The 18,338-nt window shown below is 47.1% G+C and carries 15 protein-coding genes and 1 riboswitch; of the genes, 6 read left to right on the top strand and 9 right to left on the bottom strand.

Translation table 11 applies throughout. The features are described 5' to 3' along the window. Nucleotides 1–368: 368 nt before the first annotated feature. Complete coding sequence (murI, locus tag ACRC53_RS12115; protein WP_438643654.1) at nucleotides 369–1,199, bottom strand: glutamate racemase; 831 nt, start codon at nucleotides 1,197–1,199, stop codon at nucleotides 369–371. After that, entirely contained in the window at nucleotides 1,189–3,060 is a 1,872-nt protein-coding gene (btuB, locus tag ACRC53_RS12120; protein ID WP_438643655.1) for a TonB-dependent vitamin B12 receptor, read from the bottom strand. The genes murI and btuB overlap by 11 nt, the downstream gene beginning before the upstream one ends. A 72-nt stretch (nucleotides 3,061–3,132) precedes the next feature. Further along, a riboswitch (cobalamin riboswitch) is annotated at nucleotides 3,133–3,442 on the bottom strand. 105 nt (nucleotides 3,443–3,547) lie between these two features. Between btuB and trmA the strand changes: the two genes are divergently transcribed. Then, nucleotides 3,548–4,654, top strand: coding sequence for a tRNA (uridine(54)-C5)-methyltransferase TrmA (trmA, locus tag ACRC53_RS12125; RefSeq protein WP_438643656.1), 1,107 nt, complete (start codon nucleotides 3,548–3,550; stop codon nucleotides 4,652–4,654). A 52-nt stretch (nucleotides 4,655–4,706) separates the two neighbouring features. On the opposite strand, the gene ACRC53_RS12130 is transcribed toward trmA, so the two are convergent. Both ACRC53_RS12130 and fabR read right to left on the bottom strand, forming a co-directional pair. Then, a complete protein-coding gene (locus ACRC53_RS12130; RefSeq protein ID WP_438643657.1) occupies nucleotides 4,707–5,069 on the bottom strand; it encodes a YijD family membrane protein in 363 nt (120 codons plus the stop codon). A 191-nt stretch (nucleotides 5,070–5,260) separates the two neighbouring features. After that, nucleotides 5,261–5,887 (bottom strand): HTH-type transcriptional repressor FabR, encoded by a 627-nt coding sequence (gene fabR / locus ACRC53_RS12135; protein ID WP_438643658.1) that lies wholly within the window; start codon nucleotides 5,885–5,887, stop codon nucleotides 5,261–5,263. A 385-nt stretch (nucleotides 5,888–6,272) separates the two neighbouring features. On the opposite strand from fabR, the gene sthA reads away from it, so the two are divergent. Then, entirely contained in the window at nucleotides 6,273–7,682 is a 1,410-nt protein-coding gene (gene sthA, locus ACRC53_RS12140) for a Si-specific NAD(P)(+) transhydrogenase (protein WP_438643659.1), read from the top strand. A gap of 122 nt (nucleotides 7,683–7,804) precedes the next feature. On the opposite strand, the gene oxyR is transcribed toward sthA, so the two are convergent. Beyond that, complete coding sequence (gene oxyR, locus ACRC53_RS12145; protein ID WP_438643660.1) at nucleotides 7,805–8,707, bottom strand: DNA-binding transcriptional regulator OxyR; 903 nt, start codon at nucleotides 8,705–8,707, stop codon at nucleotides 7,805–7,807. Between the two features lie 170 nt (nucleotides 8,708–8,877). On the opposite strand from oxyR, the gene ACRC53_RS12150 reads away from it, so the two are divergent. The 3 genes from ACRC53_RS12150 (at nucleotide 8,878) to ACRC53_RS12160 (ending at nucleotide 11,771) form a co-directional block, all read left to right on the top strand. After that, nucleotides 8,878–9,609, top strand: a complete 732-nt coding sequence (locus ACRC53_RS12150; RefSeq protein ID WP_438643661.1) for a glutathione peroxidase — start codon at nucleotides 8,878–8,880, stop codon at nucleotides 9,607–9,609. A 145-nt stretch (nucleotides 9,610–9,754) separates the two neighbouring features. Further along, nucleotides 9,755–11,203 carry a dihydrolipoyl dehydrogenase gene (locus ACRC53_RS12155; protein WP_438643662.1) on the top strand — a complete coding sequence of 483 codons (1,449 nt, stop codon included), beginning with the start codon at nucleotides 9,755–9,757 and terminating at the stop codon, nucleotides 11,201–11,203. A gap of 274 nt (nucleotides 11,204–11,477) precedes the next feature. Continuing rightward, nucleotides 11,478–11,771, top strand: a complete 294-nt coding sequence (locus tag ACRC53_RS12160) for a hypothetical protein (RefSeq protein WP_438643663.1) — start codon at nucleotides 11,478–11,480, stop codon at nucleotides 11,769–11,771. 157 nt (nucleotides 11,772–11,928) lie between these two features. On the opposite strand, the gene argH is transcribed toward ACRC53_RS12160, so the two are convergent. From argH to argC, 4 genes are all read right to left on the bottom strand, one after another. Further along, nucleotides 11,929–13,317 (bottom strand): argininosuccinate lyase, encoded by a 1,389-nt coding sequence (gene argH, locus ACRC53_RS12165; RefSeq protein WP_438643664.1) that lies wholly within the window; start codon nucleotides 13,315–13,317, stop codon nucleotides 11,929–11,931. A gap of 112 nt (nucleotides 13,318–13,429) precedes the next feature. Further along, entirely contained in the window at nucleotides 13,430–14,641 is a 1,212-nt protein-coding gene (locus ACRC53_RS12170) for an argininosuccinate synthase (protein ID WP_438643665.1), read from the bottom strand. Nucleotides 14,642–14,708: 67 nt separating this feature from the next. After that, the gene (argB, locus tag ACRC53_RS12175) at nucleotides 14,709–15,497 is read right to left on the bottom strand and encodes an acetylglutamate kinase (protein ID WP_438643666.1); all 789 of its coding nucleotides are present in this window, start codon (nucleotides 15,495–15,497) and stop codon (nucleotides 14,709–14,711) included. Nucleotides 15,498–15,524: 27 nt separating this feature from the next. After that, on the bottom strand, nucleotides 15,525–16,529 hold the full coding sequence (gene argC / locus ACRC53_RS12180; protein ID WP_438643667.1) for an N-acetyl-gamma-glutamyl-phosphate reductase: 1,005 nt from the start codon (nucleotides 16,527–16,529) through the stop codon (nucleotides 15,525–15,527). Between the two features lie 477 nt (nucleotides 16,530–17,006). Between argC and argE the strand changes: the two genes are divergently transcribed. Then, on the top strand, nucleotides 17,007–18,176 hold the full coding sequence (argE, locus tag ACRC53_RS12185; RefSeq protein ID WP_438643668.1) for an acetylornithine deacetylase: 1,170 nt from the start codon (nucleotides 17,007–17,009) through the stop codon (nucleotides 18,174–18,176). Nucleotides 18,177–18,338 lie beyond the last annotated feature (162 nt).

Raw genomic sequence — 18,338 nt, forward strand, 5'->3', positions numbered from 1 at the left:
ACTCTTCAATTTAAAGTTTGTCGCTCGAAATAACTAGCAAATAAATTGTCAGTCACTCGTTTAACTAAGTATCTTTTGGATAGTCAGCGTCTTCAACGAGTGCCCACACAGATTGTCTGATTAATTTTTTAAAGAGCAGCATCAGCGCCTTGGCGTTGACAGGGCGCGTATTATTTCGCATTTCCCTTTGGCTGTCAAGGTCTGTTTTTCACATCCCTTAAAAGCGTTTTATTCTTTACTGTTAGCATTCAGTGATTTGCATCACGGTTGCCGTGTCAGTGGGGTCGCATTATAGGGGGTTTTGCGTTTGGTGCAAGGGGAAATATGCACTTTTTTTCTGTTTGTTCAAAGATCGGTCTATTTGAGGTTTAAAGCGCCAATTTTTGCAGTTTCCCAAGGTTTTCTTGGTTAAACAGGGGTTGTAGTTGCTCTGCGTGTGTATCCCATAAAGTACAATAGCTCTGGTTTTTAGGCTGTTGAGGGCTATTTATGGTAGTGAATAAGCTATTTTTCTGGGTAAGCAGATATTCTACACGTTTGGCGACGGCACTGCCGGAGTCTATAAGTTGTGTATGTGATGGGAAGATTTGCTGTAGCTCTTCTTTTAATAAGGGAAAGTGGGTGCAAGCCAATACGATGGTATCAGGCGCGAAGGTGGAGGTAAGCCAGGGTGAAAGGATGTGGCGCAGGGTGTGTAGTGCTATGGGTTGACCTTGCATTTTTTGTTCGGCAAGTTGCACCAGTTCAGCAGAGCCAAGCAGTTTGACGTGGTGCTGGCTGGCAAATTGACGAATCAGTTGATGGGTGTAGGGGCGGTTGACGGTGGCTCGCGTGGCGAGGAGACCAATAATACCATTGCGGGTGCGCTCTGCAGCGGGTTTGATGGCAGGGACGACACCGACGATAGGGATGGCAAAACGAGCGCGCAGTGCGGGCAGTGTGATGGTACTGGCCGTATTGCAGGCGATGATGACCATGTCGAGTGGGTGCTGACAAGCAATGGCGCTGACGATGGCAAGTACGCGTTCAATAATCAGGGTTTCGGGTTGTTCACCATAGGGGAAGCAGGCGTTATCAAAGGCGTAGAGGTAGTGTAAATCCGGCAATCGCTGCCGGATCTCTTGGTATATGGAGAGGCCACCTACGCCGGAGTCAAAAACAAGGACGGTAGGTTGGTGTTTTTTTTTGTTAGAAGTCATAGCTCAAGGTTAGGTAATAGGTACGCTCTGCCGCTGGATAGCCGTACGCGGTTTCGTACTTTTTATCAAACAGGTTTGCGATTCTACCACGGGCAGTAAAGCTTTGCGTTATAGGATATGACGCAGCCAGATCCCACAGGCTGTAGCTTGGGAGTTCACGCTTGTTAGCATAATCATCATACCGTTTGCCGATGTAATTATAGGAAATATCAAACTGTGTTTGTTCTATAGCAAAATCAAGGGCATAACGGATATTTTGTTTAGCTCGACGTGGCAACTGTGTGTTTTGTGTTCCGTCTGTACGGGTTGGATCGAGGTAATCGTAGGAGATCGTATGTTGCACACCTGCAGTAAAGAAGGTGGTTTGTGCTTCTATCCCTTTAATTGTTGCTGTTTTGACATTTTTATATTGGTTTTTATCGTAATCAATAAGGTTATCAATTTTATTACGGTAAGCTGACACCCGCCAGTTTAATGATTGAATGTGGCCACTGAGTGCCAGTTCAAGGTTGTGTGCATTTTCAGCTTTTAGTGCAGGGTTACCAAGGGTGCTGCCTGCGCCATGCAATTGGCCAAGTGTTGGTGCTTTAAAGGCTGTACCGTAAGATAGGATAGCTTGTGTACTATCAATAAATTGCCAGCCAATGCCGCTTTGCCAAGTAAAATTGTTGCCATAGTTTTGGTTATGATCTTGGCGAAGTGCACCTTCTATTGTCCATGCATTGAATTTTTGCTGGGTTGTTAGGTAGATGCCGGTATTATCAACGTGTTGACCGGCAACTTCGCCTATTTTGCTCGGTTCAATTTCATTTCTATTCCAATCAATACCTGCACCAATTTGACCATGGCTCAGTTGATAGTTATTCATCCACTGTAGGGTGGTTTGGTTATAATGGTTTTGTCTTTCATTTTGTTCTGTCACCTTGACACCATAGTTATAACTGTCTGTGTTTTGGTAACTGCCCAAAAGTTGTGATGAGTACTGGCCTTTTTGGTAGCGCACTCCTGTATCATACTGGCGAGTGTAATAACGGTTTTGGTTTGGGTAATAGTCTCTTCCTGGTGCCGGAATACCCGAGTCATAATCAGTGTGGTTTGCAGTGACGTAAGCACGGGCAAATGCACTGGTGGTATCGGAAAAGTTATGTTCTAGCGATGCCCAACCAAAGCGGCTGCGAAAACCATCACGATCGGTTTCAGCGGCTGAACCAAATTGCGGGTAACCGGCTACAACATCATATCCTTTGGTTTTAGCAAACTCGCCTGCTAGAGAAATGTGTGTATTCTCAGAGAGTTGTTCTCTAATGCTACCTTGGTAGTTTTGATAACCTCTGCTACCTATGCTCGATTGTATATTGCCGCCGTCTGTTTCTCGGCCAGTGATAATATTAATCACACCACCAATAGCATCAGCACCGTAAGTGGATGAGCGTGGCCCACGGATATATTCGATACGCTGTACCAATGCTAGGGGGATCTGACTAAAGTCAACAGATCCTGTTAGATCGGCTGCTTGTGAAAAACGAATACCGTCGATCAAAATCAAGACATGTTTTGATTCAGTACCACGAATAAAGACACTGGATTTTTGCCCCATTCCACCGTTTTGTGAAATTTGAACACCAGGCAAACGGCGCAGTGCTTCGGTAACGGATGTCACCTGCCAACGGGTGAGCTCTTGTTGTGTGACGACGCTCATTGGAGCAAGCACAGATGAAACAGGTTGTGCAAAGCGGTTGGCACTGGTGATAACAATGATCGGTGAGCCATCTTCAGTTGTTCGATTCTCAGCAACCGATGTCCCTGAAAAAAGCGCGGCGGCAATTGCGCCAGTAAGCAGTGTTGGCTTGGTGTTGTTCATTAATGATGGATGCCTTATCAGTCGAGCATTTGTCACTGTTAGCAGGCCGCATCCCGCGGCGTACCTGATAACAGCAGACCCGTGTTTCCGGCAGGTCTTCGGACTTAGGGGCGATAAACCTACGGTAACAGACTTCCCATACGTTTATATTTACACCGGTTTGTTCACGCTATCGTTGTGGCTTTCGCTTTTTATTTTGCTCACAACTAGCGTGTTCAAGGGCAAAATAAGATGCCATTGAGGGTGCGTAATATAAAAGTGACAGTGTCGGCAGTGTGTACTACCTGCTACTTTCGTTCCCCTTTACCGCTGCGCGTCAGTTCTGGATTTTCACCAGATTCCCTTTTCACTCAAAGCAGAGACCGGAGAGGGTATAGTACTGGCTGTCAGTTTGGATGTCTAGATTGCTAAACTTTCTATAGCTGGACTTCCCGATAGGTTTGCCTACAATTCCCTTCTTATATAGCGATGTTTGCGGAGAAAAGTGATGACCCCTGGTAGTTTGCCTCTTGATCAGTACGATGCCCAGTTAGCGGAAAAAACGGCTCGTTTACAGACGCTGATGGCGCAGTTTGATGCGCCGGCACCAGAGGTTTTTGCCTCGGAACATCAGCATTACCGGATGCGGGCTGAGTTCCGAATTTGGCATGAAGGTGAGGATCTTTATCATATTGTGTTTGATAAAGAGACAAAGGCGCGTATTCGTGTCGATCAGTTTCCGGCGGCCAGTAAGTTAATTAACCGTTTAATGCCGGCACTGTTGGATCAATTACGTCATAACCCTCTGTTGCGCAACAAATTATTCCAGATTGATTATCTGTCGACCTTAAGTAATCAGGTGATTGTTTCACTGCTATACCACAAAAAACTCGATGAGCAGTGGCAGCATGAAGCACGCCATTTACGTGATGCATTGCGTTGTATTGGGTTTAATTTGCAACTGATTGGCCGAGCAACTAAGCAAAAAATTATGTTAGATCATGATTATGTTGATGAAAATTTGTTTGTGAAAGGCAAAGAGATGATCTATCGCCAAGTAGAAAACAGCTTTACCCAGCCCAATGCTGTCGTCAACATGCATATGCTCGATTGGGCTGTAGAAGCAACGCAACATGCCACAGGCGATCTATTAGAGCTGTATTGCGGTAACGGTAATTTTTCATTAGCACTAGCACGCAATTTTAACCGCGTATTAGCCACCGAGATTGCGAAACCCTCTGTTGAGGCAGCACAGTATAATATTGCTGTGAATAAGCTGGAAAATGTGCAGATAATCCGGATGTCGGCAGAGGATTTTACGCAGGCAATGAACGGTGTACGTGAGTTTAATCGCCTGAAAGGTATCGATCTGAAAAGTTATCAGTGCAATACCATTTTTGTCGATCCGCCACGCAGTGGTTTAGATGCAGATACCGTCAAATTAGTGCAGGGATATGAGCGTATTCTTTATATTTCATGTAACCCGGAAACACTACACGAGAATTTGCTGATATTAAGTGAAACGCACGAGATTAAGAAATTAGCATTGTTTGACCAATTCCCGTATACCCACCATATGGAAAGTGGTGTACTGCTGGAACGTAAAAGCCAATAAATACAAGGTAACACTGCCCGCTAACATGCGCGGGCAGTGTATATTGAGGCACTTAGGCACTTTTTTTGCTCAATAAACCCAGTTTACTCAAGATCCAGAATAGCAGTGCCATGCAAAGCATCAATGGGATAAAATTAGAGCCCATTTCAGGATGTTCTACACGCACAAAAACAGAATAAGCTAACACACCAAAAATAAAGCTGAGGCCGGTGAGCAACGGGGAGTCATTTTGTAGTGGAGCACTAACATAGCGTTGATATAAGCAGTATACCGATAAGACAAGTGCAATCACGGGAAACAGACTAAACGTAACATGGCTGTTAAACAGTGTTGCAACGGTTGCATTACCGCAAAAACCAACAAGCAGTGCAAACAGTAGCGGTTTTAACTCTTTTTTCTGTGTGGTGTGATTCATTCTTTCTTTCCTAATTTTATCTATCAATGAACTCTGTTTATCTTTCTTAACTATACAGGGCATATCACCTGTATGTTGTTGTGTGCAGATGAACGAACAAAAAAACAAAGGCTAACATTAACTATATCGGTTAGCTTGCATGTAACTTTTGCAGTATAAAAATAACATTTTGTCGCTATAATGTTATTTCACTATGGTGCGATTGCACGCTTCTCTTGTTCTTTACGATACCAATATGCCCCTTTAGCAATCATACGTAGTTGTAGTACTAATCGCTCTTCTAGCAGATTACGACTATGTTGATCCATATCCAGCGCATCCGCTCCCGCGGTAAAGACCAGTGTAACCATCGCTTCTGCTTGGGCTGCGGCAAAAGGGAGTGGCATTTTATTGTTTTGTAGAATGTACTCAGATAATTCTGCAATAAAATGTTGAATTTCACGCGCAACCGCAGCACGAAATGCGGAAGAGGTACCAGAACGTTCGCGTAGCAGTAAACGGAAGATATTCGGGTTATCGCAGATAAATTCCATGAATGTTTCAACCGAGGTGCGTACAACACTGCCACCTGTAGCGATCCGTTGGCGTGCCTGCCGCATAAGTTGGCGCAGCATCAAACCGCTTTCATCTACCATTGTCAGCCCAAGCTCATCCATATCACGAAAATGGCGATAAAATGAGGTTGGCGCAATACCCGCTTCTCTTGCTACCTCCCGTAAACTGAGGCTAGAGAAACTGCGTTCAACACTTAATTGGCTGAATGCAGCATCAATTAATGCACGGCGTGTACGCTCTTTTTGTTCGGCTCGAACACCCATATACTGGTTTATCTACTCTGTGTTGACGGTATATTAATGATGGATATGGCAGTGAATAGCACCGATTTATCTGGTGATCATCGGTGGTTATCTGTATGCGGTAAACGCAGCATGCCCGTTGTGTTGTTCAGTCTAACGCGAATGATTTAAAACGCGAATACCGTTTACACATTCAGTTTCTATTCCAGCATAATCTTCTGCCATTATGCAGTATGGGTACGTCATTATTTGTTTGTTATCTCTTCAGCCACAACACACCGTAAATCCCGCACAGTGAAGATGTTGCCTCTATCACGCTTTTATCTTGTGCCCTAAGAATCAGATTGGGGATCACAATTGCAAAATGTTAAAGTTATGTGAATAATCATAGCGTGATGGATCTGGCATGCATACCCCTACAACGGATACTGATTTTGATGTTATCGTAATTGGTTCAGGCCCTGGTGGTGAAGGGGCCGCTATGGGGCTGGTGAAACAAGGCTTTCGCGTTGCAATGATTGAACGTTACCCTAGCGTAGGTGGAGGTTGTACACATTGGGGAACTATCCCATCAAAAGCCTTACGCCATGCAGTGAGCCGAATTATTGAGTTTAACCATAACCCACTCTATTGCGATAACGCAGTTACGCTACGCAGCACATTTCCCAAAATTCTGGCACATGCCCAGCATGTTATTGGCCAACAAACCCGTATGCGAAAAGGGTTTTATGATCGTAATCAGTGCCAACTTTTTTTCGGTACCGCCCATTTTCTTGATGCACAAACTCTGGTGATCACCAATGCAGAACAGACACCAACGGTGCTGCGCGCTCGTTATGTAGTGATTGCTACCGGATCGCGCCCCTATCACCCACAAGGCGTAAATTTTTCACACCCGCGTATTTATGACAGTGACTCGATCTTGTCACTACAGCATGATCCTCGGCATGTCATTATTTATGGCGCAGGGGTAATAGGCTGTGAGTATGCCTCGATTTTTCGCGGGCTAGGGATGAAAGTAGATCTGATTAACACACGGGATCGCCTGCTATCATTTTTAGATCAAGAGATCTCAGATTCGCTGTCATACCATTTTTGGAACAGCGGGGTGGTGATCCGCCACCATGAGGAGTGCTCACACATAGAGGGTACTGATAACGCGGTGATCTTGCATCTCAAGTCAGGCAAGAAAATGAAGGCAGATTGTGTGCTGTACGCTAACGGGCGCACCGGTAATACTGATTTACTGCAACTGGACAATATCGGCCTGTCTGCTGATACGCGTGGGCAGTTACAGGTAAATGACCATTACCAAACTGGTGTAGAGAATATTTATGCGGTAGGTGATGTGATTGGGTATCCAAGCCTGGCATCTGCCGCCTATGATCAAGGGCGTATGGTAGCACAAGCCATTGCTCAACAATCTGTGCACCGTAAGCACATTGAGCATATTCCAACGGGAATTTATACCATTCCAGAGATAAGTTCTGTGGGAAAAACCGAACAAGAGTTAACCGCGCTCAATGTGCCTTACGAGGTGGGTCGAGCTCAGTTTAAGCATCTGGCCAGAGCGCAAATTGCTGGGATGAGTGTCGGCAGCCTGAAGATTTTATTTCATCGCGAAACTAAGGCCATTTTGGGTATTCACTGCTTTGGTGAGCGGGCGGCAGAGATTATTCATATCGGGCAGGCAATTATGGAACAGACCGGCAGTGCCAATACGCTGGAGTATTTTGTTAATACCACATTTAACTATCCGACGATGGCTGAAGCTTATCGTGTTGCGGCGTTAAATGGCTTAAATCGGTTGTTTTAATGTCTTGATAAGCCATACAAATAAAAAGGGCACTAAACACCCTCTTTTCCGCAACCCGATACGGCCTAAACAGTAACCGTATCGGAATAAATGGGCAGAAAACTCAGGAATTTAGCGTCATGTTAACTGTTTTCCAATAGCGGTAACATCTGTTGACGAATCGACTCTGCAAGTTGTTCGTAGCGAGCTTTCAACGGAGAGCCTGGGCGGTAAACCAACCCGATAGTACGCTGTGGCCGAGGATCATAACAAGAGAGATAGCAGATACCATCGCGCTTACGCTTTAAGGGGACGGCCAGTTGTGGCATTAGGGTCATTCCTGCACCTGCGGCAACCATATTACGCAATGTCTCTAAGCTGGTTGCTCGAAAATAGGTATCTTCATCAGCACCAACAGCAAAGCAAAAACGCATGGCTTGCTCACGCAAACAGTGGCCATCTTCTAGCATTAATACATGCTCTCCGGCCAGCTCTGGCAGACGAATTTCAGTGCGACTTGCCCATGGATGATCACTGCAGACGGCCAGTAGCATAGGTTCATCAAACAGGGGGATTTCAATAAACGATTCAGTCTCTTTAACAAGTGCCAACAACGCACAATCAAGCTGGCCAGCATCAAGTTGAGCCAATAGTTTATGTGTCTGAGCCTCGTATAGGTACATCTCTAGTTGTGGAAACTGTTGACGCAAAAAAGGCACAATGTGTGGTAATAAATAGGGTCCAGTGGTAGGGATCACACCAATATTTAGCGGGCCAGACATCTCATCCCCCTGCACACTGGCCATCTCTTTGAGAATTTTGACCTGCCGCAACACTTCACGTGCTTGCTCAACTAAACGCATACCCGACTCAGTGAATAACACCTTTCGGCTAGTACGCTCAAGCAACATCACCCCTAACATATCTTCTAGCTTACGGATCTGCCCACTGAGCGTTGGCTGGCTCACATGACATGCCTCCGCTGCCTTACGAAAATGCCTGTGTTCCGCCAATGCCACCAGATATTCGAGGTCGCGAATATTCATAACACACCATTTGATAGTGAGAACCTATCGATAGAATAGCGACAAGCAATTAGATCTATCAATCGCCAGATCACATAATTGGTTACAAGAGATGACGGACAGCTCGTCAGGAAATACGATTACGCTGAATTACTTATTCATTGTATATAAAAAATTTAGGGATAACGAATATGTTAAAGAGTCATGAAGGTCAAGCAGTTCCACAGGTTACATTCCGTACCCGTCAGGCAGATCAGTGGGTTGATTTAACAACGGATGCGCTGTTTAAAAATAAAACAGTGATCGTATTTTCCCTGCCAGGTGCATTTACGCCAACTTGTTCATCTAGCCATCTGCCACGCTATAACGAGTTAGCACCGGTATTTGCAAAACTGGGTGTTGATGACATTTTATGTGTATCAGTAAACGATACTTTCGTTATGAATGCATGGAAAGATGATCAGAAAGCAGATCGTATTACCTTTATTCCTGATGGTAATGGTGAGTTCTCTCGCGGTATGGGAATGTTGGTAGAAAAAGAAGATTTAGGCTTTGGCGAACGTTCATGGCGTTACTCTATGCTAGTACGCAATGGCGTAGTAGAGAAAATGTTTATTGAAGCGGAAGAGCCAGGTGATCCGTTCAAAGTTTCTGATGCAGATACTATGTTGAAGTATTTGTCACCTGAGTACCATGTACAAGATTCTGTCGCCATTATTACTAAGCCAGGTTGTCCATACTGTGCAAAAGCCAAACAAATGCTGATTGATCGCCAGATGTCATTTGAAGAGATTATTCTGGGTAAAGATGCAACAACTGTGAGTCTACGCGCTATTTCTGGCCGTACGACTGTGCCACAAGTGTTTATCGGCGGTAAGCATATTGGCGGCAGCGATGATTTAGAGACCTATTTGCACGCTTAATCCCTCGTTATCAAATAAGAAAGCCAACGTAAAGCATTTGGCGGGGAGCCCCCTCCCCGCCCTTTTTTTGCCCGTTTGGTATGCGCGATAACTTATAGCATTGATATTTATGCTCGCATAAAACATAAACACGAAGGATAGATGCATGAAACATTTACACGTTGATGTTGCAGTTATTGGTGGTGGTACGGCAGGTTCAGGTGCGTATCGTGCAGCAAAAGCACACACTCACAGTGTTGTGATGATTGAAGTCGGCCCATTTGGTACAACCTGTGCTCGTGTTGGTTGTATGCCTTCTAAGTTATTAATTGCTGCAGCAGAAGCTGTCCATCAGATTGAAAAAGCTCCCGGTTTTGGTGTTCATCCACAAGGCGAAACATTGATCAATGGCCGTGAAGTGATGGATCGCGTTAAACGCGAACGTGATCGCTTTGTTGGTTTTGTGATGGAAGGTGTTGATAGCATTCCAGCCGAAGATAAAATTCTCGGTTATGCTCGCTTTCTTGATGAGCATACATTGCAAGTTGATCAGCACACTCAGATTACTGCCAAACGTATTGTTATTGCGACTGGCTCTCGCCCAAGTTGGCCTGCACCGTGGAACTCACTCGGTGATCGCTTAATCATTAATGATGATGTGTTTAACTGGGACGATTTACCGCAATCAGTGGCGGTGTTTGGCCCCGGCGTCATTGGGCTGGAGCTAGGACAAGCTCTGCACCGCTTAGGTGTAAAGGTTGTGATGTTTGGTATGGGTGGGCTAGTGGGTCCGCTGACTGACAGCGCAATACGTGACTATGCAGCGAAAGCCCTCAACGATGAGTTCTACCTTGATGCTGATGCCAAGGTAGAGCTGATGCAGCGCGAAGGCGATCAGGTATTTATCCGTTATCAAGATAAGCAAGGGCAAAGCCAAGAGATTCTGGTCGATTACGTGCTGGCTGCCACTGGCCGCCGTGCGAACGTCGATAAAATTGGGCTAGAGAATACTACGGTAGCAGTCAATGATCGTGGTATTCCGCAGGCAGATCGCCATACACTGCAAACCAGTGTACCGCATATTTTTATTGCTGGTGATGCCAGCAACCAGCTTCCTCTGCTGCACGAAGCGGCCGATCAAGCCAAAATTGCCGGTGATAACGCTGGCCGTTTTCCAGATATCCGTGCCGGTTTACGCCGCAGTGCTATCTCAGTAGTATTTTCTGATCCACAAATTGCGATGGTTGGCTCTACCCACCGTGAACTGAGTGAGAAATACGGTTCGTGTGGTTGTTTTGCTACCGGTGAGGTCTCTTTTGAAAATCAGGGCCGTTCACGGGTAATGTTGCGCAACAAAGGTCTTTTGCATGTGTATGGCGAGCAGGGAACCGGCCGTTTCCTTGGTGCTGAGATGATGGGGCCAAATGTTGAGCACATTGCACACTTGCTGGCATGGGCGCATCAGCAACAGATGACTGTTAGCCAGATGTTGGATATGCCGTTTTATCATCCGGTGATTGAAGAGGGTTTACGTACTGCGCTGCGTGATCTGCAAGCTAAACTTAAACTTGGCCCTGAAATGATTGCACATTGTCAGGTGTGTCCGGGTGAATAACGGCATTTAAAATAATACGCTGCAACATTGTTAATATTGCTATTTTTTAACCTGTTACTTTCCTTGTGCAGAAGTTAAGTATAACTGCAATGGTTTGATATTTTATCCTACAAAACAGGTTAATTAATGGTAAAAAAATGCCACTTCATAATTGGAGTGGCATTTTTATTGGTTTTGATTCAACAACACTGAACGAAATAGTCAATAATTCTGAATGGATGATATGCAATGTGTTTGCCATAATAGACAAATAGTCAGAATGAGGAGAACACGTATGATCCCCGCCGCTCATGCATTGACCTACTCTTTGCAGCGTAGCCGTTCATTTCATACAGGTGATCGCTTAGGTGTTTTTTCATTTAAAAAAGATCGCGGTTATTGGGTAGAAAAAACAGCGGACGATGCTTATCGTATCAGTGTGTTTGGCTTTGTTAATCAAACACTTCATTGTGATTTTTCGCAATTACGTACGATCTTAAAACCAGTGATTGCACGTGAGTTCCCGCGAAGCAATAAGTTGCATATAAAATTTACCGCTGCAGATCCGCAAATGGCATTAACACTATAAAAACTGACTGAATGTTATATTTTTAACCGCTGTTTCATGCCCACATTTTTGTTGTGCTGTTGCCATAAAATCAACAACAGCACAGTTCTTATTTATATTATTGCCACACGCTAACCATTCCAGATATCAGTATAATGTTTGGTTGTTCCGAGGGTGTTTATCTAGCAAGTTGTTGTTTTGCTTGTGTTATGGCATAGGCTACTTGCTCTGGGGCAACACCACCTTTCGCACTGCGTTTAGCCAGACAAGACTCCAGTGACAATATCGGGTAGACATCTGCCGCAATCACCGCACTAAACCGTTGTAACTCACTGAGCGATAACGCTTCGAGTGCTTTGCCAGCTGCAATGGCAGCCACTACCACTTCACCGACAATATGGTGAGCTTCGCGGAACGCGATACCTTTTGCGACCAAATAATCGGCCAGCTCTGTGGCATTCGAGTATCCTTGCTGCGCGGCATCTGCCGTGCGCTGAGTACGCACCGCAATGCCCTCAAGCACAAGCGCGGCCATATCCAGACACATCAACCAAGTATCGAGCGCATCAAACAGCCCCTCTTTATCCTCTTGCATGTCTTTGTTGTAGGCCAACGGCAAGCCTTTAAGGGTGACCAGAAGACCACTGAGCGCACCGGTTACTCGCCCGGTTTTGCCGCGAATGAGCTCAAGGGCATCAGGGTTTTTCTTCTGCGGCATTAGTGATGAGCCAGAGGTAACTTTATCTGCCAACTCAACAAAACCAGCCTCACCACTGTTGAAGAAAATCAAATCTTCGGCAAAACGCGACAGGTGACTCATGCTCAGTGCGGCAGCGGAAATCAGTTCAACCACATGATCGCGATCAGCCACAGTATCAAGGCTATTGCGTGTAGCACTGGCAAACCCGAGTGAGGTAGCCAGCCGATCACGATCGATAGGGTACGCCGTGCCAGCCAGTGCGCCGCAACCGAGCGGGCTGGTATTCATGCGCACCAGCGCATCACTCAGGCGAGAATGATCGCGCTCTAGCATCTCAAAATAGGCCAGACACCAGTGAGCAAAAGTCACCGGTTGGGCGCGTTGCAGATGGGTATAACCCGGCATCACCGCCTGCTGATGTGCATCGGCAGTCTGTACTAACGCCTGCTGAAAATGGCGGATAGCCTGTTGTAATACCAACGTTTGCTGCTTACACCACAGTTTCAGATCGGTGGCGACCTGATCGTTACGGCTACGGCCAGTGTGCAGCTTTTTCCCTAAATCGCCCACGGCCTGAATCAGTTCACCTTCTACCCAGCTATGGATATCTTCTGCATCAGAGTGCAGGATCTGTTGCGGATCGGCCTGAACTCGCAGTTTGAGCGCCAGCAGTGCCGCTTCGAGTTGTTGCTGCTCACGCTCGGTCAACACACCCACGCTGACCAGTGCGTGTGACCACGCCACTGAGCCATCAATATCCTGCTCGGCCAAGCGGTAATCAAACCGCAGTGAGTCATTAAATTGTTTAAAGCGCAGATCGGCCGCTTCGCTAAACCGTCCGCCCCACAGTGCACCTGCCTGAGCCATGTCTACTCCTGTTATCGCGCGGTTGTTATCATGATATTGTGATAAAACTAACACCAACACGGGTATCGGCAGAGTATGCCGATACCGTGCAGTCTGCGGTAAGAGTCAGGATCTACTGACGGCTCAATGCGCGGATACGGGCAGAGAGTGAGTACAGGCGGATATATCCACCCGCATCACTGTGGTCATACACTTGATCAGCACCAAAGGTTGCGTAGTCTTCCGAGTACAGGCTGTTCGGTGAACGTTTCTGAATCGCGGTACAGTTTCCTTTATACAACTTAATCACCACCTCACCGTTCACGTCGGCAGCCAGTGATTGTGCCGCCGCCACCAGCGAGGCACACAGTGGGGTAAACCAGCGGCCGTCATAGACCACGTGTGACATCTCTAACCCCAACTGCTCACGCCACTTGAAGCTATCTTTGTTAAGCACCAGTTGCTCAATCGCCCGCAGTGCGGTGACCATTATAGTGCCGCCCGGCGTTTCATAGCAGCCACGTGATTTCATGCCAACCAGACGGTTTTCGACAATATCAACCCGACCGATACCGTGCGGCGCGCCTTTATCGTTCAGGTAAGTTAAGCACTGGTACGGGCTCATGGCTTTGCCATCCACCGCCACTACTTCGCCTTTTTCTACCTGTACAGTGACATATTCAGGCTTTTCGGGCGCTTGTTCAGGATCGGTTGTCCAGACCCAGCAATCTTGGTTCGAGGCATTCCACGTGCTCTCCAGTACACCGCCTTCGGTGGAGATGTGCCAAGCATTAGCATCGCGGCTATAAATTTTGGTTAGTGAAGCGGTGGTTGGGATATTGCGTTCAGCCAGATAGTCGAGCAGTGCCTCACGCGAGCGCAGATCCCACTCTCGCCACGGGGCGATGACCGTGAGTTGCGGGGCTAGTGCCGCGAAAGTGGTTTCAAAACGCACCTGATCATTGCCTTTGCCGGTACAGCCATGCGATAACGCATCAGCACCAATCTCCAGCGCCAGTTCAACTTGCGCTTTGGCGATAATTGGGCGAGCCATAGATGTACCGAGCAGATAAGTGCCCTCATACAATGCACCTGTTTGCAGTGTCGGGTAGACATAGTGCTTGACGAACTCTTCACGTAAATCTTTGATATAGCACGCTGAAGCACCTGATTTTAGGGCTTTCTCTTCTATCCCAATCAAATCTTCACGCTCTTGCCCGACATCGGCAACAAACGCGATAACTTCGCAATCATAATGCTCTTTCAGCCACGGAATAATTGCCGAGGTATCAAGCCCGCCTGAGTACGCCAATACGATTTTGCTCATGCCATTTTTCTTCGTCATCTGTTTTTCCTTAAACGTTGAACTCTCTGATTATTTGAGTGGGTGCACTGACATAGAATCGGCGCACTTACAGCATAATTCGGGTGCCGACTGCCTCACCGTTAAACAGTGCCGGTAACAGTTCAGGATAACGCCAACTGGCAATATCCACGGGTCGCCCCAAGGTGTGTGCAGCCGCCAACGCAGCATTCACTTTGACTATCATGCCGTCAGTGATGATCCCTTGAGTGATCAGCTCTTGCGCTTTTTTGCTTGGCAACTGGGCAATCCGCTGACCTTTACCGTCTAAAATACCGCTGACATCTGACAGCATCACTAAATCAGCGTGTAGGGTTTCGGCAATGGCAGTAGCCGCTTGATCAGCGTTCACATTCATGAGTTGGCCCTGAGCATCAATGCCAATCGAGCTGATAATGGGCAGATACCCGTTACTGAGTAGCAAGGTAAGCAGTGTTGGGTTACCAGCTGCGGTATCGCCCACAAAACCCAGCTCAGGGTCTCGTTGGGTCACTTGTGTGATCCCGCCGTCAGCCAGACTCAACCCGACAGCCGCAATCTGTTTTTTTATCGCCCATGCCAGCAAGGTTTTATTGGCTGTGCCCGCCAGAGCGCCGGTGATGATGTCAATTTGATCAGCCGGTGTAACCCGCAAACCCTGTTTTTTAATCACCGGCAAAGCCAGTTTTTTCATCAGGGAATCCACCAAATACCCCCCACCGTGTACGATGACCAGTGGGCGCGGATTTTGCTGATGATAGGCCACCAGCGCTGAAAACAGTTTCTCCAGTGCTTCATCACTGTCGAGCAGTACGCCACCTAATTTAATGACCAGTGGGCAAGACGATGCGGCAGTCATACGTTTACTCCTTCAAACGAGTTTGGATTAAATCAGCGCGCAGGTTTGCGCAAAGCCATAGCGTAAATTAAGGCACTGCATGGCTTGTGCCGCAGCCCCTTTGAGTAAATTGTCTTCAGCTGCGACCACAATCACATGTTCGCCCTGCAAGGCAAAACCGATATCACAATACGGTGTTCCAACAACTGCGCGAATCGATGGCCAGCCTGAAGGATATAAACGCACTAAAGGTTGCGCGGCATAGGCTGTTGTATAGGCCTGCTGGATCTGTGCTGCGGTTACCCCTGCGCGCAGTTTGGCGGTAATAGTGGCTAAAATACCGCGCGGAAAATTCCCCAGATGCGGGGTAAAAATCACCGGCACGCCTAAGTGAGTGGCAATTTCCGGTTGATGACGGTGGGTAAACACCCCGTATGGCTGTAAGCTCACCTCACACACACTGCTGGTTAAACTGGCTTTACGCCCAGCACCGCTAACACCGCTGACAGCATTGATCACTGGCCATTGAGCAGTATCGAGCAACTGCGCTTCAATCAGCGGTTTTAGCCCCAGTTGCGAGGCTGTCGGGTAACAGCCCGGTACGGCAATCAGTTGAGCATGGGCAATCGCCTCGGCCTGCCACTCAGCCAACCCGTAAACGGCGCGATCTAGCCACTGCGGGTGCTGGTGGGTAAACCCGTAATATTGGGTATAAAACTCAGCAGAGTTCACCCGAAATGCGCCAGATAAATCCAATACCGTACAACCGGCCTCCAGAAACTGCGGGGCTAGATCGTGGCTCACTTCATGCGCCGTTGCCAAAAACACCACATCTGCTTGCTGTGCCAGCAGATTGACCTCATGCAGTGGTTGTAACGGTATATCGAGTACGCCCTTAAATTGCGGGTGCAAATCAGATAACAGGCGGCCAGCATCATGACTGCCTGCTGACACATAAATGCCTTCTAGCGTTAATTGTGGATGACGTGCCACCATTGCAGCCAGTTCAGCACCTGTGTATCCACTGGCACCAATAATCAGGGTCTTTAACATCAGCATCCTTTCCTATTGCGAAAGTAAAAAATTTCCATTGTGAACATATCACTCTGTTTGCACCTATTACGCGAACCAGTACAACCTATTGATCGCTGTTTTATTACGTAAAACCGACACAGGGCACATGGATTTATTCGCTAATATGCACAGAGTATTCCAGTAAAAGACGCTATAACAGGCGCAGTGCCAACAAAAGAAGAACCTGTTGTATAGCGATAAACATGTACGAATATGTTCTCATGCAGAGGTTCAATAACAGGTATAACGTGATCAGTTGCCCACGACGCACCTAACTTAGGTAAACGTAACGCTAGGCTGACTCATCGTCGAAGCAGAAAGGGTATGGCAGGAGGTAATGCAGTCAGAACAATCCTTGTCATTATTTCCATCACTCGCGAAATTAAGTGTATTTTTATTCATCAAAATTGAATTATTATATCGATACCACTCAATCAAAGGACTGTCAATCTCTGTATGAAATTTCCTCAGTTTATCGATATCTACTGCAGCCTGATAGCCACCCCCTCTATCAGCGCAACGGATGCAACGCACGACCAAAGTAACCGTGCACTGATTGACCTGCTGGCCGGCTGGTTTGAGCATTTAGGCTTTACCGTTGAGATCCAGCCTGTGCCAAATACCCGCGATAAATATAACCTGCTGGCCACACTAGGCAGTGGCCCAGGCGGGTTACTGTTGGCTGGACATACAGACACAGTGCCATTTGACGAGGGGCGCTGGACCAAAGACCCATTCACCTTGACCGAAGAGAATGGCCGTTTTTACGGGTTAGGTACGGCGGATATGAAAGGCTTTTTTGCCTTTATTCTTGAAGCGGTTCGCCAGTTCGATCGCAACACGCTAACCAAGCCTTTGCGCGTACTGGCCACCGCAGATGAAGAGACATCAATGGCCGGCGCGCAACTGTTTGCCGCCACTGCCACGGTAAAACCGGATTACGCAGTGATTGGCGAGCCGACATCACTACAGCCCATTCGCGCGCATAAAGGGCATCTGTCAAATGCCATCCGGATTTTGGGGCAGTCGGGCCACTCTAGCGATCCCGATCGAGGGGTCAATGCCATTGAGTTGATGCACGAAGCCACCACACAGCTCATGCTACTGCGTAACCAGTTGCGTGAACGCTATCATCATGCCGGTTTTACTATTCCCTACCCTACCTTAAACTTGGGCCATATTCATGGCGGGGATGCGGCGAACCGCATTTGCGGCTGTTGTGAACTGCATATGGATATTCGCCCACTGCCGGGGTTAACCCTGCGAGATCTCGATGAGATGCTGCACAGTGCCCTTGAGCCAGTACAACAACGCTGGCCGGGGCGGTTATCCATTCACACCCTGCATGATCCGATCCCCGGTTATGAGTGCCCACCAGATGCTGAAATTGTCCAGGTGGTAGAAAAATTGCTGGGCGAGCCTTGTGCCACCGTCAACTACTGCACCGAAGCACCCTTTATTCAGTCAGTTTGCCCAACACTGGTACTTGGTCCGGGCTCAATTGAACAAGCCCATCAGCCAGATGAGTTCCTCTCTACTGAGTTTATTTTACCAACAACATTGCTGCTAACACGTTTAATCACCGAATTTTGTTGTACAAACGCCCCTACTAACCCAATGCAATAAGGGGGATAAAATTGCAGTCTGTGATTAAATTTCACCTTGTTTTGATTTAACACAATCTTGTAAGGTTGAGCAGAACCATTGGCCATTTGACGAACAGTTAAGTTCATGGCTAGATAGCAGAAACGCTACTTAGCGTAACGGATGTAGTAAATTTACTAAATG

Origin of the sequence: Plesiomonas sp. (assembly GCF_051652165.1) — a bacterium.
Taxonomy (GTDB): Bacteria; Pseudomonadota; Gammaproteobacteria; order Enterobacterales; family CAMTGL01; genus Plesiomonas.